Origin of the sequence: Microbacterium sp. ZKA21 (assembly GCF_050434165.1) — a bacterium.
Classification (GTDB): Bacteria; Actinomycetota; Actinomycetes; order Actinomycetales; family Microbacteriaceae; genus Microbacterium.
Window position 1 is genome coordinate 709,779 of record NZ_JBNPVV010000001.1, and the last position, 18,792, is coordinate 728,570.

The window sequence follows — 18,792 nt, forward strand, 5'->3', positions numbered from 1 at the left end:
TTCGAGAGGCGGGGCAGTTCTCGTTCGCAGGCAGGCGACGCGGCGTCACTCCTCTTCGTCGGAGTCGCCTTCCGCGTCGTCGTCGGAGTCATCCTCCGCGTCGTCGTCGTCGGAGTCGTCGTCGTCGGAGTCGTCGTCGGAGTCGTCATCCTCGGAGTCGTCCTCCGCGTCGTCGTCGTCCTCGGAGTCGTCATCCTCGACATCATCCGTGGCGGAGTCGTCGAGTTCATCGATGTCGACGCCGTCGAGATCGCCGGCGTGCAGTCTGGGCGAGACGACGGCATCCTCGTCGTCGTCCTCATCGTCTCCGTCGAAATCATCGTCATCCGACTCGGCATCCTCGTCGTCGGCGTCCTCTTCCGCGTCGTCAGCGACGATCGCATCGGATGCCTCGGCGGCCGCCTGCTCGGCGAGCTCCACCTGGTGGGCGCGGTATTCGGCGAGACGCTCGGCCCACGGAACCCAGTCCGGCGCCAGCAGCGCACCGCCGCCGGGGAGCAGTTCGACCTCGAGCACCGTCGGGTCGGCGCCGTCGACGGCGGCGACCGTCACGGTCCAGTACCACCCCGGATAGCCGCCGAGCCGATTCTCGAACCGCAGCGACACCGAGCCGTCGTCCTCGGCCGTGTAACCGGCAGCCGGGCCGACGGTCGATGCCGGTGTGATCTCATGCAGCGCGGCGAGCGCGAGATCACGGGCGTCGATCAGACGCGCATCGGGCTCAGGCATCGAGGTCATCAGCCACCTTGCGCAGCACTGCCGCGATCTTGCGACCGTGACTGGAGGAGGGATAGCGGCCGCGGCGCAGATCGCCGCCGATGCCGTCGAGGAGCTTCACGAGATCCTCGATGATGATCGCCATGTCGTCGGCCGGCTTGCGCTTGGCCTTCGCCAGGCTCGTCGGCGCCTCGAGCACGCGCACCGAGAGCGCCTGCAGCCCGCGCTTGCCGTCGGCGACGCCGAACTCGACGCGACTCCCCGGCTTCACGGTGGCGCCCGTCGGCAGGGCGGAGGCGTGCAGGAAGACGTCCTGGCCGTCATCGCTGGCGATGAAGCCGAACCCCTTCTCATCGTCGTAGAACCTGACCTTGCCGGTGGGCATGGAGAACCTCGCTGTATTGCTGGCGGAAACTTCGGGTGCGTCCGCGCGCACCTGCCTCCAGCCTACCGGGGAACGAGGGACTAAGCTGAGACGGATGAGCACGCAGAGTTCCGGATCGGACATCACGATCCGCGCGGTGGATCGGATCCTCGCCTTCACCGCGCTCGCGCTGGCCGCACTCTCGGTCATCTGCTTCTTCGCGATCATCATCGGCACGGCGTTCGGGATGGGTCACGAGGACTTCGGGACCGGTGCGTGGCCCGTCGTCGCCGCCGTCCCGCAATGGGGCCTTCCGGTCGCCTTCGTCCTCATCCTCACCCTGCTCATCATGAGCTTCATCCGGAAGGGCCGCGCGAACAAGCGCTCCTGACGATGAGCACGCACGCCCGCCCGCTCGCCGTGTGGCTGGCCGCTGCCGCGGATGCGGAACTAGAGCTGCTGTTCACCGAGCGCGGCGTCCGTCCGGATGCCGCGTGGAACGACTTCTTCGACGCCGCCGAGGCGCTGCTCGACCCCGCGTCGGTGGAACGCGCGGTCTCCGCGCTTCCGCGGGACGATGCGTCCGCTCTCGCCCGCGCCGCCGCCGGTCAGGATGCCGGGCGGAACCGGGATCGGCTCACCGCGCTGGCGCTGCTCGACCAGGACGGAGCACTCTTCGGCCCCGTCGCCGACGCCGTCGCCGGCCGGGAGGTGGCTGCCGCATCCGACCTCGCACAGCCGCCGTCCGCCTCCGACGACGCCTCTGCCGGCGCAGCCGAGCAGGCCTTCGCGACGGTCGCCCGGCTCGCCGATCTGCTTCTCGCCGCGCGCGAGTCGCCGCTGGCTCTGCTCGCGACGGGTCTGCTCGCCGCCGGCGAGAAGAAGCGACTGGCCGAGGCCGGCATCGACCCCGAGCACGCCGACGATCTGCGCGCGCTCGCCGCGGATGCCGCACTCGTGCGCACCCAGGAGCGGCGCGTGATCCCCACCGCGGCCGGCGAGGAATGGCTCCGGCTCGGGTTCGCCGACCGCTGGACGCGACTGGTCACCGCTTTCCGAGCGGCGCTGCCCACCGGCATCCGATCGGGCGACGGCTGGCTCCCGCCTATGTCCTGGAGCGGGGCCTATCCATGGGATGCCGCGTGGCCGGCCGCCGAGCAGCATCTGCAGCGGCGCGCTCATCTGCTGGGCCTGATCGCGGACGGCGGCACGGAACCGGGGTGGGCGGAACGTCTTCGACGCGGTGCGGATGCCGACGCGGAGCCCCTCACCCGTTTCGTCCCTGTGGAAGTCGACCGCGTGTTCCTGCAGAACGACCTCACGGCGATCGCTCCCGGCCCACTCGTGCCGGCACTGGAGGTTCGTCTGCGCGGCATGGTCGAACGCGACTCCGCCCAGTCGTCGTCGTACCGGTTCACTCCGGAGTCGATCACGCGCGGTCTGGTCGAGGGCGAGACCGAGGCATCGATCGTGGAGTTTCTCACTGCGCTGTCTCTGACGGGGATGCCGCAACCGCTCGCCTACCTGGTCGCGCAGACCGCGCAACGCCACGGCCTGGTCCGCGTGTGGACGTCCGAACACGGCACGACGGTCACGAGCAGCGACTCGCACCTCATCGAGACGATGAACGTCGATCGCGCCCTTCGTCCGCTGTCTCTGACCGCCGAGGACGGCATGCTCACCTCGCGGGTGCGCGCGGATACGGTCTACTGGGCCCTCGTCGATGCGCGGTATCCCGCGACCCTCGTCGACGTCGACGGGCAGGCGGTGTCCACCCAGCGCACCCCGGTGCCCGAAGAATCCGCTGTGCAGAAGTCCCCGTCCTACGAGACGCTCATCGCACGCCTGCGCGAGCACCAGGGACCGGATGCCGATGCCGCCTGGCTCGACCGGGAGCTCGAGGCGGCCGTCCGACAGCGCGCGGTCGTCGTGGTCGAGGTCGGGATGCCGGACGGCTCGTCGCGCGAACTGACGCTCGAGGCCAGCGGTCTCGGCGGAGGGCGGCTGCGTGGCCGTGACCGTGCCGCCGATGTCGAACGGACGCTCCCGGTCTCCAGCATCCGATCCGCGCGCATCGTCGATGCCGGCGATCGCTGACTCCGGCGCCGCGCGGAGACGAGCGCAGTAGACTGGTCAGCTATGTCTGATGGCCCCCTGATCGTCCAGAGCGATCGCACAGTCCTGCTCGAAGTCGCGCACCCTGATGCTGAGAGCGCGCGCCACGAGCTGGCCATCTTCACCGAGCTGGAACGCGCCCCCGAGCACATCCACACCTACCGCATCACGCGCCTCGGGCTGTGGAACGCCCGTGCCGCCGGCCACACCGCCGAGGACATGCTGGAGACGCTCGACCGCTGGTCGCGCTTCCCCGTTCCCCCGTCGGTGGCCGTCGACCTCAAGGAGACGGTGAACCGCTACGGTCGGCTGACGATCGAACGCGACGACGAAGGAACTCTCATGCTGCGCTCGATCGACCCGGCCGTTCTCACACAGGTCGCGGGCAACAAGCGCATCCAGCCGCTGCTGGTCGGGCACCCCGCTCCGGACACGTATGTCGTGGACGCGTGGGCGCGCGGCCAGATCAAGCAGGAGCTGCTGAAGATCGGCTGGCCGGCAGAGGACCTCGCCGGCTACACCCCTGGGACTCCGCACGAGATCGACCTGGCCGAGGACGGCTGGCACATCCGCCCGTATCAGCAGGATGCCGTCGATGCCTTCTCGAAGGACGGCTCGGGCGTCGTGGTGCTGCCCTGCGGCGCAGGCAAGACGATCGTCGGCGCCGGGGCGATGGCCGCCACGAAGACCACGACGCTCATCCTCGTGACCAACACGGTCTCCGCGCGCCAATGGCGCGATGAGCTCCTCAAGCGCACATCCCTGACCCCCGAGGAGATCGGCGAGTACTCCGGTCAGGCCAAGGAGGTCAAGCCGGTCACGATCGCGACGTACCAGATCCTCACGGCGAAGCGGAAGGGTCAGTACGCGCATCTCGCGCTGCTGGATGCCCTGGACTGGGGCCTCATCGTCTACGACGAGGTGCATCTGCTTCCCGCTCCGGTGTTCAAGCTGACCGCCGACCTGCAGGCGCGGCGCCGCATAGGTCTCACGGCGACGCTGGTGCGCGAGGACGGCCGAGAGGGCGACGTGTTCAGCCTGATCGGGCCCAAGCGCTTCGACGCGCCGTGGAAGCAGATCGAGGCGCAGGGCTTCATCTCCCCCGCCGCCTGCTACGAGGTGCGCGTCGACCTGCCGCCGAGCGACCGCCTGGAGTACGCCGCGGCCACGGACGACGACCGGTACCGGCTGGCGGCGTCCGCGCCGGCGAAGATCGACGCGGTCCGCGAGCTGATCGCCAAGCACCCGGGCGAGCAGATCCTCGTCATCGGGCAGTATCTCGACCAGCTCGAGACGCTTGCTGAGGCCCTGGACGCGCCTCAGATCACCGGTGCGACTCCCGTGGATGAGCGCGAGCAGCTGTATCGCGCGTTCCGCGAAGGCGATATCTCGCTGCTCGTCGTCTCGAAGGTCGCGAATTTTTCGATCGATCTGCCCGAGGCATCCGTCGCCATCCAGGTGTCAGGGTCGTTCGGCTCCCGGCAGGAGGAGGCGCAGCGTCTCGGGCGCCTCCTGCGGCCCAAGCAGTCCGGGCACACGGCGAGCTTCTACACCCTCATCGCTCGCGACACCGTCGACCAGGACTACGCGCAGAATCGGCAGCGCTTCCTCGCCGAGCAGGGCTACAGCTACACGATCCTCGACGCCGACGAGCTCGCCGCCGCCTGATCAGGCGGCCGGATCGGCGCGTTCGAACCAGTCCAGCGCGAGCCCGATGACGTCGTGCGGCGCATCGTCCGTGATGAAGTGCGCCGCGTCATCGACGAAGGCGAGTTCGAATCGGTCGGCGTGTTCCGCGTGCTTCCGGCAGATGCGCCGAGCGGTGGGCTCCGCAAACGGCCCGTCCTCGCGTCCGAAGACGACCAGGGTCGGCGGATGCAGCCGCATCCGCTTGTAGACGCCGCTCATGAGGCGGAACGAGACCGGGATCACGAGACCGCGGTACAGCTCTCGCACCGACCGCTCCACCTCGGGGCGCCGGTGCGGCCGCAGATAGGCTTCGATCGTCTCCTCGGGCATGGGCTGCGCCATGTAGCGCGGACCGAAGAGGTAGCGCAGCGATCGGCCGGGCCGATGCCGGAGCAGGGCAGGCATGTGCGCGAAGGCGGGCATCATCCTCGGGCTGAATTCCATGAACCCCGGAGGCACCGCGAGCTGGACCATCGTGCGCACCCGCTCCGGCTGCCGGTAGGAGATCTGCATCCCCGAGATCGCCCCCATGTCGTGGCAGACGAAGTGGGCCCGCTGGATGCCGAGCGCATCGAGCACCGCGATGACGTCGTCCCGCTGCGAATCAGGGCCGAAGCGCGCGTCGGCCGCTTGCGTCCAGCCGGAACCGCGCAGATCGGGACAGATCACCCGGTACCCGCGCGCCGCGATCTCGGGGGCGATGATCCGCCACTGCCACCAGTGCCCTGGGAAGCAATGCAGCAGCACGACCGGATCCCCCTCCCCGATCGAGGCGATGTGCGTGCGCAGCCCTGGGGTCTCGACGATGGCATGCTCGAATCCCGCGGCTTCGGGAAGCGGCGGCGCCCACGCACTTCGGACGGATTCCTGCGGGTCGGCATCCATGGCGACCTCCTTCCCGCAGGATACTACGTTCGTAGTGTTTTGTCACTAGGTCTATAGTTCTTCCCCATGAGCAGCACCCGTCGCCGTGCCCTGGAGGCCGCCGTGAACCTCATCGGCACCGAAGGCATCCGAGCGCTCACGCATGGCCGGGTGGATGCCGCGGCATCGCTCCCCCCGGGGTCGACATCCAATCACTTCCGCACTCGAGCCGCCCTCCTGGCCGGTGTGATCGACTGGATCGCCGAGAGCGAGCGCACAGAAGGCGGATTCCCCGCGTCGGTCGACTCGGAGCAGGCGCTCACGGAGATGCTCGTCCGAGTGGCGGAGATCGAATCCGGCCCGAGAGCCGCGCGCACTCGCGCTCGCTACGCGCTGTTCCTCGAAGCCGTCGATGATGAAGCGGTCCTGCCGCTGCGCCGCCAGCGACGCATCTTCGAGGAGTGGACGCGGTCCCTGCTCGATGACATCGGCGGCCCGGAGGCCGCGGCTCGCGCGCCGATGCTGATGGCCGCCTGCGACGGGCTTCTGCTGCACCGGATCACCGTCGATCCCGAAGCGCCGATCGCGGCATCCGTGGCTCTGGCCGTCGCCGCCGCCGTGCACGGACCGGCCGCCTGAAACCGCCGCTCCGACAGATAGTCAGCAACTGCATCGATGAAGTCACCATAATGGGGGCATGACTGATGCGCGCATCCTGGTCGTCGATGACGAGCCGAACATCCGTGACCTGCTGTCCACGGGTCTGAGCTTCGCCGGATTCCAGGTGAAGACCGTCGGGAACGGAGCCGCCACGATCTCGGCGGTCCTCGAGGAGGAGCCCGACCTCATCATCCTCGACGTCATGCTCCCCGACATGAACGGCTTCAGCGTCACCAAGCGCCTGCGCGGTGCTGGTTTCACGGCGCCGATCCTCTTCCTCACCGCCAAGGACGACACGCAGGACAAGATCGAAGGCCTGAATGCGGGCGGCGACGACTACGTCACCAAACCCTTCGCCCTCGATGAGATCGTGGCCCGAGCGCAGGCCATCCTGCGCCGCACGATGCAGGCCGATGAGGAGTCGATCATCCGCGCCGGCGAGCTGTCCATGGACCAGGACACGCACGACGTGTACGTGGGCAAGGTGCCGATCGAGCTCAGCCCGACCGAGTTCAAACTGCTGCGCTATCTCATGCTCAACCCCAACCGCGTCCTGTCGAAGGCGCAGATCCTCGACCACGTCTGGGAGTACGACTTCAACGGGGATGCCGGGATCGTGGAGAGCTACATCTCCTACCTCCGCCGCAAGATCGACCCGCACACCGAGGAATCGCTCATCCAGACCAAACGCGGGTTCGGCTACATGCTGAAGGTCGGCGGCAAGTCCGCCTGAGCACCGCTCACTGCACGCCGTTCAAGGGAGGGACCGCATGGTGCACAAGCCCGACGCGGTCACCAGCTGGTGGCGGCGCATCAGCCTGCGGGCCAAGGTCACCGGTGTCACGGTCGCGGTGCTCGCACTCGGCCTGCTCGTCGCCGGCATCGGCACGGTGCCGATCATGCGCACGGCGCTGATCGGCAACATCGATGCCCAGCTGCAGCCGTTGGCCAGTACGGACATGGCCGATCGCTTCTTCGACGTCACCTCGGACGGCAACGGCGGGCTCGTCTTCACTCCGCGTGAGGATGCCGTCCGCAGCGAGGCCTTCGTCGCGTTCTACGACGCCGGCGGTGCGTTCATCGCGCAGGCCGGCGGGCCGCAGGACGCCGTGGCGCCGGCCTTCCCCGAGACCTACCCGCTGACCGAGGCCAAGGCCGACGAGGAGACCGTCGCGCCCCTCACCGGCGTCGACGGCAAGACGGCGTTCCGCGGTGCCGTCGGCACGAAGGAGGGGCCGGATGGCATCGTCTACGTGCAGTACGTTGCACTGCCGCTCGAAGAGGTCGACCGCATCATCGGGTTGTACTTCGGCGTGTACACGACCGTCGCCCTGTTCACGATCCTCATCGCCGCGCTGCTGACCCGCGGACTCGTGACGCTGACGTTCCGCCGCCTCGGCCATGTCGAGACCACGGCCATGGAGATCGCCTCCGGAGATTTCAGCCAGCGCATGACGGACCTCGAGCCGACGACCGAGGTCGGACGGCTCAACCTCGCGATCAACACCATGCTCGATCGCCTCGACCGCTCGATCGCGGAGCGGGATCGCACAGTGCAGCACATGCGCCGGTTCATCGGCGACGCAAGCCACGAGCTGCGCACGCCGCTGGTGAGCGTGCGCGGATACGCCGAGCTGTACCGGATGGGTGCCATCCGCGGCGATGAGGACACCGCGCGCGCGATGGAGCGGATCGAGAAGGAGGCGATCCGGATGGGCGTGCTCGTCGAGGATCTCCTGGCTCTCGCGCGCCTCGACGAAGAGCGCGAACCCGAGATCGCTCCCCTGGACCTGCGCCCCATCGCCAGGGATGCCGCGCTGGACGTCCGCGCTGCGGCTCCCGGCCGCACCGTCACCGTGGTCGACACGACGGCCGATCGGCCCGCGCTCAGGCCTCCCACGTTGCCGGTTCCGATCGATCCGCATCGGCCGCCTCAGCCTCCGCGCGGCCGCGCGGGCGCCACACTGGCACGGCTGCGACGACGTCCGCGTGCACCCCAGGCCGACGCGGTCTCCGAGATCGACTTCAGCGAGGTCATCGACAACCCGGTGAGCACGCCGCCGATCGTGCTCGGCGAGGAGAACAAGGTCCGCCAGGTCGTGGCGAATCTGCTCGGCAACGCCCGTCGCTTCTCGAGCGAGGAATCGCCGATCGAGATCATCGTCGGCGCCGATCGGGCAGCGGGGGTCGGCACGATCTCGATCGCCGATCACGGCGAAGGCGTCCCCGAGCAGATCCGCGAGCAGATCTTCCAGCGGTTCTGGCGTGCCGACACGTCGCGAGCCCGCGAGACCGGTGGATCCGGACTCGGCCTGGCGATCGTCGCGTCCATCGTCGCGGCCCTGCACGGGACGGTCTCGGTTTCCGAGACGCCAGGTGGAGGCGCCACCTTCACCGTCACCCTGCCACTCGCGCCGGCCAGAGCGATCCCGGAGCACCTGCTCCAGGACACGCAGCCCATCGAGCCGCTCGAGCTCTGACGCACCCGCCCTGCACAGCCGCGCCCGATCGGCGGGCTCTCCACACCTGCCGTGGACATCGCCGGTCCGAGGGGACGCGGCGAGTCGGCGCACGCCTAATCTCGGAGCTCCCGGCGGGCGACGCCGGGCAACGAGAGGAGTCCTCATGTCCGTCTTCAGCGTCGACACCGAAGCCGTCAACGCCGTCACTGCGGCCACCCGCGGCACGGTCGAGCGCCTGCAGGCCGAATCCACGGCGCTCGCCGCGCAGCTCACGCAGTTGCAGTCCTCGTGGACCGGCAACGCATCGGCCGCGTTCCAGTCCTGCGGCGAGCAGTGGCGCGCCGCGCAGATGCATGTCGAGCAGGTGCTCGCGTCGATCAGCATCGCGCTCGGCAACGCCTCGCGCAACTACGACGACGCGGACGCGTACTCCGCGAGCCTGTTCCGCTGACCCCCCGCTGCGGAACGCAGAAACGCCCCGGCCGAAGCCGGGGCGTTTCTGTGTGGAACCTCTGGTTCCTGAGCCGGGGCCCCCGCGCCCAGAGGCTCCGGGCAACGCGCCAGCGCTGTCTGGAGTGGGGCGTGGGGAGCGAAGGGTCAGAAGTCCATGCCACCCGACGGGTCGCCGACCGGAGCCGGGTTCTTCTCGGGCTTGTCGGCGACGACGGCCTCGGTCGTGAGGAACAGACCGGCGATCGACGCGGCGTTCTGCAGAGCGGAACGCGTCACCTTGGCCGGGTCGATGATGCCCGCGGCGAACATGTCGACGTACTCGCCCGTGGCCGCGTTGAGGCCCTGACCGATCGGCAGCTCCGCGACCTTCGCCGCGACGACGCCCGGCTCGAGACCTGCGTTGAGGGCGATCTGCTTCAGCGGAGCCGAGATGGCCACGCGAACGATGTTCGCGCCGGTCGCCTCGTCGCCGTCGAGCTCGAGCGCATCCAGAGCCTTGGTGCCGGCCTGGATGAGCGCGACGCCACCACCGGGGACGATGCCCTCCTCGACGGCCGCCTTGGCGTTGCGAACGGCGTCTTCGATGCGGTGCTTGCGCTCCTTGAGCTCGACCTCGGTCGCGGCACCCGCCTTGATGACGGCGACGCCACCGGCGAGCTTCGCCAGACGCTCCTGCAGCTTCTCGCGGTCGTAGTCGCTGTCGGTGTTTTCGATCTCGCGACGGATCTGGGTCACGCGGCCCTCGATGGCGTCGGTCTCACCGGCACCCTCGATGATCGTGGTCTCGTCCTTGGTGATGATGACCTTGCGGGCACGGCCGAGCAGGTCGAGCGTCGTGTTCTCGAGCTTCAGACCGACCTCTTCGGTGATGACCTGACCACCGGTGAGGATCGCGATGTCCTGCAGCTGCGCCTTGCGACGGTCGCCGAAGCCGGGAGCCTTGACGGCAGCCGACTTGAAGATGCCGCGGATCTTGTTGAGCACGAGAGTCGCGAGGGCCTCGCCCTCGACGTCCTCGGCGATGATGACGAGCTCCTTGCCGTCCTGGATCACCTTGTCGACGACGGGGAGAAGATCCTTGATGTTCGAGATCTTCGAGTTCGCGATGAGGATGTAGGGCTCCTCGAACACGGCCTCCTGGCGGTCGGGATCCGTGACGAAGTAAGGGTTGATGTAGCCCTTGTCGAAGCGCATGCCCTCGGTGAGCTCGAGCTCGGTGCCGAAGGTCTGCGACTCCTCGACGGTGACGACGCCCTCCTTGCCGACCTTGTCGATCGCCTCGGCGATCAGCTCGCCGATCGAGGCGTCAGCGGCCGAGATGGACGCGGTGGCCGCGATCTCTTCCTTGGACTCGATCTCCTTGGCGCTGGAGAGCAGCTCCTCGGTGATGGCTGCGACGGCCTTCTCGATGCCCTTCTTCAGCGAGATCGGGTCGGCGCCGGCTGCGACGTTGCGCAGTCCCTCGCGGACCAGAGCCTGAGCGAGGACGGTCGCGGTGGTGGTTCCGTCACCTGCGACGTCGTCGGTCTTCTTGGCGACCTCCTTGACGAGCTCCGCGCCGATCTTCTCGTACGGGTCGTCCAGCTCGATCTCCTTGGCGATGGACACACCGTCGTTCGTGATCGTGGGGGCGCCCCACTTCTTCTCGAGCACGACGTTGCGACCACGCGGGCCGAGGGTCACCTTGACAGCGTCGGCGAGGATGTTCAGGCCGCGCTCGAGACCGCGACGGGCCTCCTCATCGAAAGCGATGATCTTTGCCATGAGTTTTGTCGTCCCTCCTGGACGTATACGTTCGGTTTAGCACTCGGAGTGATCGAGTGCTAACGCCCATTCTGGCACTCGACCCCATCGAGTGCAAGCCGCGTACGCGCAGAGAGAAACAGTCGCGGAACGAACCGGACGCTACTCGCCCGTGGACTCCTCGTCCGCGTCGTCCAGGCCGATCACGACGGCGAGCTGCGACTGGTCGGTGTCGTTCATGGCCGCGTAGTAGTCGCTCTGCTCGACGGCTGCTCCGCCGATCAGGTTCGCGAGCCCGATGGCGGCCTCGGCATCCTCTTCGGCGACGTAGTACACCGTGGTCTCCGGGAAGTCCTGCGACGATGCGGGACTCGTGAGCACGAGAGCGGGGTCGAAGCCCTCGTTGATCAGCTGTTCGCGCATCACCTCGTCCGCACCGTCCTCGGGCGTGGCGTTGAGGATCAGCACGGAATAGGACGTGTCCACGATCCCGGTGTCCTCCGGAACCGGCGCGACCGACGCCTCGGGAGTAGGGAACAGCACGATGCGCCCCATGACGATGAGCGACACGAAGACGCCGACGACGAGCAGGACGAGCGCGGCGACGACGGACCAGAGCAGGACCATCCAGCCGTTGCTTCCGGGGTTCTCAGCGCGATGAGCGCCTACGCGTCCGGACGTGCGGGGGACATCGTCGAAACGATCACGAGCGGGCTTGGACACCCCTCGATGCTAGGGCATGCTTCTCGGCATCCTCTTCAGGGATGTTCAGGATGCCGTGCCACCGATCTCAGCCGACGAAGCCCTGCATGCGCACGGTGCGCTGCGCGCCGCGGGCGTCGCGGATCCGGCGCAGCCGCCGGACCAGCAGCGGGTCGTGCGCGAGCGCCTGCTCGGTGTCGATCAGACGCCAGAGCAGTTGGTAGTAGCGTGCGGGGCTCATGCCGAGCTGCGTGCGGATCGTCTCTTCCTTCGCACCGCTGTGCCGCGGCCAGGAGACCTCCAGCGCGAGTATCGCGCGATCGCGGTCCGTCAGATCTCCGAGCATGCCCGAAGCCTACGCCGCGACTCGCTCCGCACTCGGGAGCGACTCCCGACGAGATCCGAGCCCGCCCCCACGAGCGCAACCACGCTCTGCCAGTTCCCAGCCCGCGCGCGCCGGCACGCGCTCCGGCGCGAGAGAATGGCTTGTGACGACTCAGGAGGTCCGGATGTCCTACAGCGTGAACAAGTCCGATGAGCAGTGGCGTGCGGAGCTCGGCGACCAGCAGTACGCCGTGCTCCGCCAAGCAGCGACCGAGCGGGCGTGGACCGGCGAGCTGCTCGACGAGGAGCGCGCGGGGCTGTACACCTGCGGCGCGTGCGGTGCCGAACTGTTCAAAAGCGGCACGAAGTTCGATTCGGGCTGCGGTTGGCCGAGCTTCTACGAGTCGGTCCGCCCCGACGCGGTCGAGCTCATCGAGGACACGACCCTGGGGATGGTGCGCACCGAGGTGCGCTGTGCCAGCTGCGGTTCGCACCTCGGCCACGTCTTCCCCGACGGATTCGGCACGCCGACCGGCGACCGCTACTGCATGAACTCGCTCGCGCTGAACTTCACGCCCGAGACGTCCGACGCGCCGGCGACCCCGCAGTCGTGAGCGCCCTCGACGCGGTCCTCGCCCGCCAGTCCTGGTCGAAGGTCACCGATCAGGCGCCGACGCACGAGGAGCTGCTCCCCCTCGTCGCAGCGGCCGGACGCGTCGCCGATCACTCCTCGCTGCAGCCCTGGCGGCTGATCGAGCTGCGCGGCGCGGACCGCGAGGCGCTCGGCGCCGCCATCGCGAAGGCGCAGGGCGACAGGCATCCATCGTCCAAGCCGCTGCGCGCGTCGCTTCTCATCGCCGTGGTAGCGAGCTATCGCAAGAGCGACAAGGTGCCCCGGTGGGAGCAGGAGGCCGTCGCCTCCGGCGTCGCGCACACTCTCAGCCTGCTTCTCGACGAGGCCGGCTGGGGCGTCATCTGGCGCACCGGTCACTACACGCGGTCGAAGGCGGTCGCGAAGGCGCACGGTCTGAAGAAGAACGAGGAGCTCCTCGGCTGGCTCTACGTCGGCGGCAAGCCCGCGAAGAAGCCGGGACGCCGCAGACCCGTGGATGCCGAGTCCCTGTTGACCCCGATGCCGGCCGGGAAGACCAAGAAGAAGTAACTCAGCGCCGGCGCGGACGGATGACCGCCACGAGAACGCTCATCACGGCGACCGCCACCATCGCGATGGTCTGCCAGAGCGCTGGGCCGGCCTCGGCGGGCCAGAGCGCATCGATGATCACGGCCGTCACCAGCTGTCCCAGCACCGATCCGAGGCCGAGCAGCAGCACCCCGGTCTGCGCGACCAGCCGCGCGCCGAGGAAGATGTAGGCGACCCCGAGGAGACCGCCCAAGTACATCCACGGCTCGTCGGGCAGCGGGTTCGGCGGCCCGTTCACGGCGACGCTCGCACCCGTTCCGATCGCGAGGACGATCGTCCCCGCGATGAAGCTCGTCGTCGTGGCGATCATGGGAGATTCGACGCGTTGCGCGAGACGGCCGTTCGCGGCCTGCTGCCAGGCGATGCCGACACCGGCCGCGAACGGCAGCAGCAGCATCCACAGCGGGGCCGAGGCGAGCACGTCGCCGCCGAGCGAGATGCCGACCGCGAGGAGCGCCAGCGCTCCTCCGGCGACGCGCCCCATGGTGACGGCCACGACGCCGGCAGGACCGAACCCGATCCGGTCGAGGACCAGCCCGTGCAGCGTCTGCCCTGCGACGACGCCGACCGTGAACAGAGAGACCCCGAGGACGGCGCCGGTCAGACCCTGCGTCGTCACGGTCAAGGCCCCGCAGGCGCCGCCCAGCAGCATCCAGACCGGGATCGTCCTGGACCGGATGCCGCGCCACAGCCGTGCCATTCCGGCACGTCCCGAGGGGAGCACGCCGACCAGGACGACGAGCAGCAGGAGACCGGAGGCGAATGAGACGAGTCCAGCGACGATCCCATCGCCGAGTCGGACGCCGAGGACGCCGTTGATGCGCGCCTGGATCGCGGTCATCGCTCCGATCGAGACCGCGCCGCCGATAGCGACGAACGCGGGCAGTCGGCGGGTACGAGGCACTCCTGCCACGCTACCCGACCGCATGTCGGACGTCGGGGATACTCTTGCGGCATGTGCGCGAGCTATGGACTCGATCCTCGATTCACCGATGCGGAGCTGCTGGCCGAAGCGGATGCCGACATCCTCGACGGTCTGCGGGAGTGGGCCGAACGCAATGCCGGGGAGACGCTGCGACCGACCGGTAAGAATCTGCGCAATCTCAACCCGATCGTCCTCGCCACGGACGGGGACACGACGCTCGAGCCGGCGTGGTGGGGATTCCTCGTGAACGGCGAACCGGCTCGGTTCCCCTCGATCAACACCCGCTCAGAGCGCCTGCAGGATCAGCCGGGGAAGGCCCGGTCGCGCGCGATCGTCCCTGCGACCGGATGGTTCGAGCTGCAGAAGCCCGATCGGGTGTGGCACGAGTTCGGTCTCGACACCGGGGCGCTGTTCGGCATGGCCGCGGTGACGCAGCGGGGCCGGACCGCGGACGGCGAATGGTTCACGTGCTTCTCGATCGTCATGCGCCCGGCTCCCGAGCACCTGGCCGGCATCCACGATCGGATGCCGGTGCTGATCCCGACCGACTACGCGCACGAGTGGCTGCTGGGCGAGGGCGGGCGCGAAGTGATCGACGAGGCGCTCGCGGCCGCGGCATCCCTGGACGAACGCGTCATCGCGACCCCGCGCAGCAACGACAAGGGCGTCGCGGAGAAGCTGTTCTGATGGATGACGAAACGTTGATGCAGACTGCCGCCGCACGAGCGGACGAGCTGCCCGGCGCCGGGCTCGAGCATCCGTTCGGCCCGGAGTGGGATGTCTTCAAGGTGCGCGGCAAGGTGTTCATGCTGCAGACGCTGTACTCCGGCCGTGCCATGGTGACCGTGAAGTCGCACCCCGAGGATGCCGAGGCGCTCTGCGCGACCTTCGCCGACATCGCGCCGGGCTATCACATGAACAAGAGGCACTGGATCTCGGTGACCCCGGGCCCGTCCATCGAGCCGGGCCTCGTGGAAGAGCTCGTGACCGAGTCCTACCGACTCGTCGTCGAGAAGCTCCCCCGCGCTCAGCGTCCGGTCGATCCGAACGTGTTCGGGGTCGCGTCACCTCACCAGGCGTAGGCCTCCGGGGCCTGGCCGCCCGGGCCGGGGAAGATCTCGTCCAGCGCGCGGAGGTCGTCTGCGCTGAGCTCGATGTCGAGCGCGGTGACGGCCGACTCCAGCTGCGCGACGGTCCTCGGACCGATGATCGGCCCGGTGACGCCCGGCTGGTGCAGCAGCCACGCGAGCCCCAGAGCCGCCGGCTTCCAGCCGCGTTCCTGCGCGAAGCGCTCGTACGCCTCGACCTGGTCCTCGTGCTCGGCACGGGTCTCGGCGGCGCGACCGGTGTTGGAACGCGCGTTCGCGTCGGAGGAGCCGCCGCTCAGAAGCCCGCCGCTGAGCGGCGACCAGGGCAGGATGCCGAGCCCGTAATTCCGAGCCGCAGGGATGACCTCGAGCTCGATCGTGCGGTGCGCGAGGTTGTAGAGCGACTGCTCGCTGACCAGGCCGAGGAAATGCCGCTGCTTCGCGATCTCGTTCGCCTGCGCGATGTTCCAGGCGGCGAAGTTCGAGCTGCCGGTGTAGATCACCTCGCCACTCGAGACGAGGATCTCCATGGCCTGCCACATCTCGTCCCACGGGATGTGACGGTCGATGTGGTGGAACTGGTAGAGGTCGATGCGGTCGGTCTGCAGGCGGCGGAGAGAACCGGCCGCCTCGCGGCGCACCTGCCAGGCCGATGAACCGCGGGCGTTGACGACGTCGCCGCCGACCATCGGCGAGTGCACCTTCGTGGCGAGCACGATGTCGTCGCGAACCCCTGGGCGAGCGGCGAACCAGCGACCGATGATCTCCTCGGTCGCGCCGCGGCCCGCACTTCCGCCGTAGGCGTTGGCGGTGTCGAAGAAGTTCACGCCGAGCTCGAGCGCGCGATCCATGATCGCGAACGAGTCCTCCTCCGAGGTGCGATCGCCGAAGTTCATCGTCCCGAGGACGATGCGAGAGACCTGCGTGCCGGTGCGTCCGAGATGCGTGTAGTCCATAGCAGCCATCCTGACACGACGGCGCGGAGGTGAGGGCGGAATGGAGCCGACTGCGGGACTCGAACCCGCGACATCCTGTTTACAAGACAGGTGCTCTACCAGCTGAGCTAAGTCGGCGTACGGCGCCGAGGCACCGCATCAGAGATTCTATGGCACCGCACCGAACGGTCGACGACCGGCCGGCGGAGGGTCACTCGGCAGGTGTCTCGGTGGGCGTCTCGGTCGTGACCGGAGTCTCGGTCGGAGCGGGAGTCGGCGTCGCCGTCTCCGCCGCCTCGTAGTAGGCGTCGCTGGAGACCGTGAGCACGAACTGCGAGAACTCGGCGGGGTCGTCCAGCGAGCCGACGTACGCCTGGCCGTTGACGACGACCATCGGCGCCGCGCTCAGTGCGAGATCCTCGGAACCGGGCAGCGGGCCTTCGAGAGCACGAGCGGTGGCATCCTTCGCCCAGGACACGAAGTCCTGGCCTTCGATGCACGAGCGGACCTTCTTGCCGTCATCGACGCCCACGGCGACCGCGAGGTCCGCGAGCTCGACGTCCGAGCGTCCGTCGCTGTCGACCTCGGGCTGCCCGACGAGCAGCTCGTGGTTGAACGCGTAGAACTGGGTCGGCGAATACTCGGCGACGCACGCCGCAGCCGCAGCGGCGCGCAGCGAGTACTTCGTGCCATTGGAGTTCGCGGTGAGCAGCGAGACCGGGTGGTACGTGACGGTCGCCGCGCCCTCTGTGATCCAGCCCGACAGCTGGAGGGCGTTGGCGCGCTCGAACTCACCGGCTCCCGGCGACAGGTAGTCGACGTAGATGTGGATGTCGACGGCTCCGGCCGCAGTCGGCTCGGGCGTCGGAGTCGCCTCTTCGCCGGCCTCGGTGGGCTCAGCCGTGGGCGTCGCGGGGATCTGGGCACTGCTGACCGTGGCCCCCGTGATCTCATGGACGACGACACCGTCGTCGTCCAGTCCGCCCGGGTTCAACGTGGGCTCGGAGACCGACGAGTTGACCGCCATCGCGACGGCGGTGCCGACAGCGCCGACGGCGACGACCGCCACCAGTCCGACGATGATCCGACGCACGATGCGCGCGCGGGACTGCTTGGCATTGACCTGCTGGGCCTTCTCCCGAACCGCCTCGCGGGTATTGCGGGTGGCGGGGACGTTCGGCGTTTCGTCGCTCGACATCGTTCCTCTTGAAAGTCTGCGGGGACGGGTTCCCCCAAATGGCCGCCAGATGAAGCAGCACTGGTGTCGATGCTAACGAGGCAGGCTGGGAAATACCCAGATGCCGCAACTCATGGCATACTGAACTCGGCCCAACGGTGGGCCACGGCGGGTGCAACCCGCCGCTTCCATCACAACGGATCGTCCGGCACGTACCTGCCGGTGAAGGAGAAATGCAATGGCATCTGTCACTTTCGATGACGCCACCCGCCTGTACCCCGGCGGAACCCGTCCCGCTGTCGACAAGCTCAACCTCGAGGTGGGAGACGGCGAGTTCCTCGTCCTGGTCGGCCCCTCCGGTTGCGGTAAGTCCACGTCGCTGCGCATGCTCGCCGGCCTCGAAGAGGTCAACGCCGGACGCATCCTCATCGGCGACCGCGACGTCACCGACGTCCCGCCGAAGGACCGCGACATCGCGATGGTCTTCCAGAACTACGCCCTGTACCCGCACATGACGGTCGCCGAGAACATGGGCTTCGCGCTCAAGATCGCCGGCGTCGGCAAGGATGAGCGCGCCGCTCGCGTGCTCGAGGCTGCGAAGCTCCTCGATCTCGAGGACTACCTGACCCGCAAGCCGAAGGCCCTCTCGGGTGGTCAGCGTCAGCGCGTCGCCATGGGTCGCGCCATCGTGCGCCAGCCCCAGGTGTTCCTCATGGACGAGCCGCTGTCGAACCTCGACGCCAAGCTCCGCGTCCAGACCCGTACGCAGATCGCGTCGCTGCAGCGTCGCCTCGGCGTCACGACCGTCTACGTCACGCACGACCAGACCGAGGCCCTCACCATGGGTGACCGCATCGCGGTCCTCAAGGACGGCATCCTGCAGCAGGTCGGCTCGCCGCGCGACCTGTACGAGAAGCCGAACAACGTGTTCGTCGCCGGCTTCATCGGCTCGCCTGCGATGAACCTGTTCGCCGCAGACCTCGCCGACGGCGGAGTGCAGTTCGGCTCCGAGGTCGTTCCGCTGGACCGCGACACGGTCGGCCGCGCGAACGGCTCGCAGGTCACGGTCGGCGTCCGCCCCGAGGACATCACCGTCGGCCCCGCCGACGGCAAGGGCCTCGCGGTCACGGTCGACCTGGTCGAGGAGCTCGGCGCTGACGGCTACCTGTACGGCCACACCGACATCAACGGCAAGCGCTCCGACATCGTCGCGCGCGTCGACGGCCGCAACCACCCGAACGCGGGCGAGACGGTCACGCTGGCTGCGAACCCGGGCCACGTGCACGCCTTCGACATCGAGTCGGGTGAGCGTCTGAACGACAAGCCGATCGTCTCGGCGGCGTAAGCGCACCACACACGCGGCGCGGGCTGAC

At 68.6% G+C, this 18,792-nt stretch carries 21 protein-coding genes and 1 tRNA gene; 12 read left to right on the forward strand and 10 right to left on the reverse strand.

The window, feature by feature from the left end; genetic code table 11:
- Positions 1-45 precede the first annotated feature (45 nt).
- Positions 46-738, reverse strand: coding sequence for a DUF3027 domain-containing protein (locus tag M2317_RS03555; protein WP_429457358.1), 693 nt, complete (start codon positions 736-738; stop codon positions 46-48).
- Positions 722-1,102 (reverse strand): cold-shock protein, encoded by a 381-nt coding sequence (locus M2317_RS03560; protein WP_429457359.1) that lies wholly within the window; start codon positions 1,100-1,102, stop codon positions 722-724. Before M2317_RS03560 ends, M2317_RS03555 begins: the two co-directional genes overlap by 17 nt.
- A gap of 94 nt (positions 1,103-1,196) precedes the next feature.
- Between M2317_RS03560 and M2317_RS03565 the strand changes: the two genes are divergently transcribed.
- From M2317_RS03565 to M2317_RS03575, 3 genes are read left to right on the forward strand one after another with little or no spacing between them, the layout of a single operon-like run.
- The gene (locus M2317_RS03565; RefSeq protein ID WP_429457361.1) at positions 1,197-1,472 is read left to right on the forward strand and encodes a multidrug ABC transporter ATPase; all 276 of its coding nucleotides are present in this window, start codon (positions 1,197-1,199) and stop codon (positions 1,470-1,472) included.
- A 2-nt stretch (positions 1,473-1,474) separates the two neighbouring features.
- Positions 1,475-3,178, forward strand: a complete 1,704-nt coding sequence (locus tag M2317_RS03570; protein ID WP_429457363.1) for a helicase-associated domain-containing protein — start codon at positions 1,475-1,477, stop codon at positions 3,176-3,178.
- Between the two features lie 42 nt (positions 3,179-3,220).
- Positions 3,221-4,864: a DNA repair helicase XPB gene (locus M2317_RS03575; protein ID WP_429457365.1), complete on the forward strand. Its 1,644-nt coding sequence runs from the start codon at positions 3,221-3,223 to the stop codon at positions 4,862-4,864.
- Here the strand turns inward: M2317_RS03575 and M2317_RS03580 are convergent, their stop codons facing one another.
- Positions 4,865-5,770, reverse strand: coding sequence for an alpha/beta fold hydrolase (locus M2317_RS03580; RefSeq protein ID WP_429457367.1), 906 nt, complete (start codon positions 5,768-5,770; stop codon positions 4,865-4,867).
- 66 nt (positions 5,771-5,836) lie between these two features.
- Between M2317_RS03580 and M2317_RS03585 the strand changes: the two genes are divergently transcribed.
- The 4 genes from M2317_RS03585 to M2317_RS03600 all read left to right on the forward strand — a co-directional run bounded on the left by M2317_RS03585 (position 5,837) and on the right by M2317_RS03600 (position 9,322).
- Complete coding sequence (locus M2317_RS03585) at positions 5,837-6,388, forward strand: TetR/AcrR family transcriptional regulator (RefSeq protein WP_429457369.1); 552 nt, start codon at positions 5,837-5,839, stop codon at positions 6,386-6,388.
- Positions 6,389-6,446: 58 nt separating this feature from the next.
- Positions 6,447-7,142 (forward strand): response regulator transcription factor, encoded by a 696-nt coding sequence (locus tag M2317_RS03590; RefSeq protein WP_120229555.1) that lies wholly within the window; start codon positions 6,447-6,449, stop codon positions 7,140-7,142.
- 37 nt (positions 7,143-7,179) lie between these two features.
- Complete coding sequence (locus M2317_RS03595; RefSeq protein WP_429457371.1) at positions 7,180-8,889, forward strand: sensor histidine kinase; 1,710 nt, start codon at positions 7,180-7,182, stop codon at positions 8,887-8,889.
- Between the two features lie 145 nt (positions 8,890-9,034).
- Complete coding sequence (locus M2317_RS03600; protein WP_429457373.1) at positions 9,035-9,322, forward strand: WXG100 family type VII secretion target; 288 nt, start codon at positions 9,035-9,037, stop codon at positions 9,320-9,322.
- 146 nt (positions 9,323-9,468) lie between these two features.
- Here the strand turns inward: M2317_RS03600 and groL are convergent, their stop codons facing one another.
- The 3 genes from groL to M2317_RS03615 all read right to left on the reverse strand — a co-directional run bounded on the left by groL (position 9,469) and on the right by M2317_RS03615 (position 12,115).
- Complete coding sequence (gene groL / locus M2317_RS03605; RefSeq protein WP_429457375.1) at positions 9,469-11,088, reverse strand: chaperonin GroEL; 1,620 nt, start codon at positions 11,086-11,088, stop codon at positions 9,469-9,471.
- A 141-nt stretch (positions 11,089-11,229) separates the two neighbouring features.
- Complete coding sequence (locus M2317_RS03610) at positions 11,230-11,790, reverse strand: LytR C-terminal domain-containing protein (RefSeq protein ID WP_429457377.1); 561 nt, start codon at positions 11,788-11,790, stop codon at positions 11,230-11,232.
- Between the two features lie 67 nt (positions 11,791-11,857).
- Positions 11,858-12,115 carry a DUF3263 domain-containing protein gene (locus tag M2317_RS03615; RefSeq protein ID WP_429457379.1) on the reverse strand — a complete coding sequence of 86 codons (258 nt, stop codon included), beginning with the start codon at positions 12,113-12,115 and terminating at the stop codon, positions 11,858-11,860.
- A 163-nt stretch (positions 12,116-12,278) separates the two neighbouring features.
- Here M2317_RS03615 and msrB point away from each other — a divergent pair, with 163 nt between their 5' ends.
- Positions 12,279-12,707 carry a peptide-methionine (R)-S-oxide reductase MsrB gene (msrB, locus tag M2317_RS03620; RefSeq protein ID WP_429457381.1) on the forward strand — a complete coding sequence of 143 codons (429 nt, stop codon included), beginning with the start codon at positions 12,279-12,281 and terminating at the stop codon, positions 12,705-12,707.
- The gene (locus M2317_RS03625; protein ID WP_429457383.1) at positions 12,704-13,255 is read left to right on the forward strand and encodes a nitroreductase family protein; all 552 of its coding nucleotides are present in this window, start codon (positions 12,704-12,706) and stop codon (positions 13,253-13,255) included. The genes msrB and M2317_RS03625 overlap by 4 nt, the downstream gene beginning before the upstream one ends.
- Before the next feature lies 1 nt (position 13,256).
- On the opposite strand, the gene M2317_RS03630 is transcribed toward M2317_RS03625, so the two are convergent.
- Positions 13,257-14,198, reverse strand: a complete 942-nt coding sequence (locus M2317_RS03630) for a DMT family transporter (protein ID WP_429457385.1) — start codon at positions 14,196-14,198, stop codon at positions 13,257-13,259.
- Between the two features lie 51 nt (positions 14,199-14,249).
- Between M2317_RS03630 and M2317_RS03635 the strand changes: the two genes are divergently transcribed.
- Together M2317_RS03635 and M2317_RS03640 are read left to right on the forward strand one after the other, a co-directional pair.
- Positions 14,250-14,906 carry an SOS response-associated peptidase family protein gene (locus tag M2317_RS03635; RefSeq protein ID WP_429457386.1) on the forward strand — a complete coding sequence of 219 codons (657 nt, stop codon included), beginning with the start codon at positions 14,250-14,252 and terminating at the stop codon, positions 14,904-14,906.
- Positions 14,906-15,301, forward strand: coding sequence for an MmcQ/YjbR family DNA-binding protein (locus tag M2317_RS03640; RefSeq protein WP_429457388.1), 396 nt, complete (start codon positions 14,906-14,908; stop codon positions 15,299-15,301). Before M2317_RS03635 ends, M2317_RS03640 begins: the two co-directional genes overlap by 1 nt.
- Here M2317_RS03640 and M2317_RS03645 read toward each other — a convergent pair.
- The 3 genes from M2317_RS03645 to M2317_RS03655 all read right to left on the reverse strand — a co-directional run bounded on the left by M2317_RS03645 (position 15,289) and on the right by M2317_RS03655 (position 17,440).
- A complete protein-coding gene (locus M2317_RS03645) occupies positions 15,289-16,263 on the reverse strand; it encodes an aldo/keto reductase (RefSeq protein ID WP_429457390.1) in 975 nt (324 codons plus the stop codon). The two genes, M2317_RS03640 and M2317_RS03645, sit on opposite strands and share 13 nt — an antisense overlap.
- A gap of 41 nt (positions 16,264-16,304) precedes the next feature.
- Positions 16,305-16,380: transfer RNA gene (locus M2317_RS03650), tRNA-Thr, on the reverse strand.
- Between the two features lie 73 nt (positions 16,381-16,453).
- On the reverse strand, positions 16,454-17,440 hold the full coding sequence (locus tag M2317_RS03655) for a DsbA family protein (RefSeq protein ID WP_429457392.1): 987 nt from the start codon (positions 17,438-17,440) through the stop codon (positions 16,454-16,456).
- A 217-nt stretch (positions 17,441-17,657) separates the two neighbouring features.
- Between M2317_RS03655 and M2317_RS03660 the strand changes: the two genes are divergently transcribed.
- Positions 17,658-18,764 (forward strand): ABC transporter ATP-binding protein, encoded by a 1,107-nt coding sequence (locus tag M2317_RS03660; protein WP_429457394.1) that lies wholly within the window; start codon positions 17,658-17,660, stop codon positions 18,762-18,764.
- Positions 18,765-18,792 lie beyond the last annotated feature (28 nt).

Bases quoted from the DNA above. Each gene is read 5' to 3' on its own strand.
- M2317_RS03600 (WP_429457373.1), top strand. From the start codon at position 9,035: ATGTCCGTCTTCAGCGTCGACACCGAAGCCGTCAACGCCGTCACTGCG.
- M2317_RS03565 (WP_429457361.1), top strand. From the start codon at position 1,197: ATGAGCACGCAGAGTTCCGGATCGGACATCACGATCCGCGCGGTGGAT.
- M2317_RS03615 (WP_429457379.1), bottom strand. From the start codon at position 12,115: ATGCTCGGAGATCTGACGGACCGCGATCGCGCGATACTCGCGCTGGAG.
- M2317_RS03640 (WP_429457388.1), top strand. From the start codon at position 14,906: ATGGATGACGAAACGTTGATGCAGACTGCCGCCGCACGAGCGGACGAG.
- M2317_RS03570 (WP_429457363.1), top strand. From the start codon at position 1,475: ATGAGCACGCACGCCCGCCCGCTCGCCGTGTGGCTGGCCGCTGCCGCG.
- M2317_RS03580 (WP_429457367.1), bottom strand. From the start codon at position 5,770: ATGGATGCCGACCCGCAGGAATCCGTCCGAAGTGCGTGGGCGCCGCCG.
- M2317_RS03560 (WP_429457359.1), bottom strand. From the start codon at position 1,102: ATGCCCACCGGCAAGGTCAGGTTCTACGACGATGAGAAGGGGTTCGGC.
- msrB (WP_429457381.1), top strand. From the start codon at position 12,279: ATGTCCTACAGCGTGAACAAGTCCGATGAGCAGTGGCGTGCGGAGCTC.
- M2317_RS03555 (WP_429457358.1), bottom strand. From the start codon at position 738: ATGACCTCGATGCCTGAGCCCGATGCGCGTCTGATCGACGCCCGTGAT.
- M2317_RS03575 (WP_429457365.1), top strand. From the start codon at position 3,221: ATGTCTGATGGCCCCCTGATCGTCCAGAGCGATCGCACAGTCCTGCTC.
- M2317_RS03655 (WP_429457392.1), bottom strand. From the start codon at position 17,440: ATGTCGAGCGACGAAACGCCGAACGTCCCCGCCACCCGCAATACCCGC.
- M2317_RS03585 (WP_429457369.1), top strand. From the start codon at position 5,837: ATGAGCAGCACCCGTCGCCGTGCCCTGGAGGCCGCCGTGAACCTCATC.
- groL (WP_429457375.1), bottom strand. From the start codon at position 11,088: ATGGCAAAGATCATCGCTTTCGATGAGGAGGCCCGTCGCGGTCTCGAG.
- M2317_RS03645 (WP_429457390.1), bottom strand. From the start codon at position 16,263: ATGGACTACACGCATCTCGGACGCACCGGCACGCAGGTCTCTCGCATC.
- M2317_RS03590 (WP_120229555.1), top strand. From the start codon at position 6,447: ATGACTGATGCGCGCATCCTGGTCGTCGATGACGAGCCGAACATCCGT.
- M2317_RS03635 (WP_429457386.1), top strand. From the start codon at position 14,250: ATGTGCGCGAGCTATGGACTCGATCCTCGATTCACCGATGCGGAGCTG.
- M2317_RS03660 (WP_429457394.1), top strand. From the start codon at position 17,658: ATGGCATCTGTCACTTTCGATGACGCCACCCGCCTGTACCCCGGCGGA.
- M2317_RS03595 (WP_429457371.1), top strand. From the start codon at position 7,180: ATGGTGCACAAGCCCGACGCGGTCACCAGCTGGTGGCGGCGCATCAGC.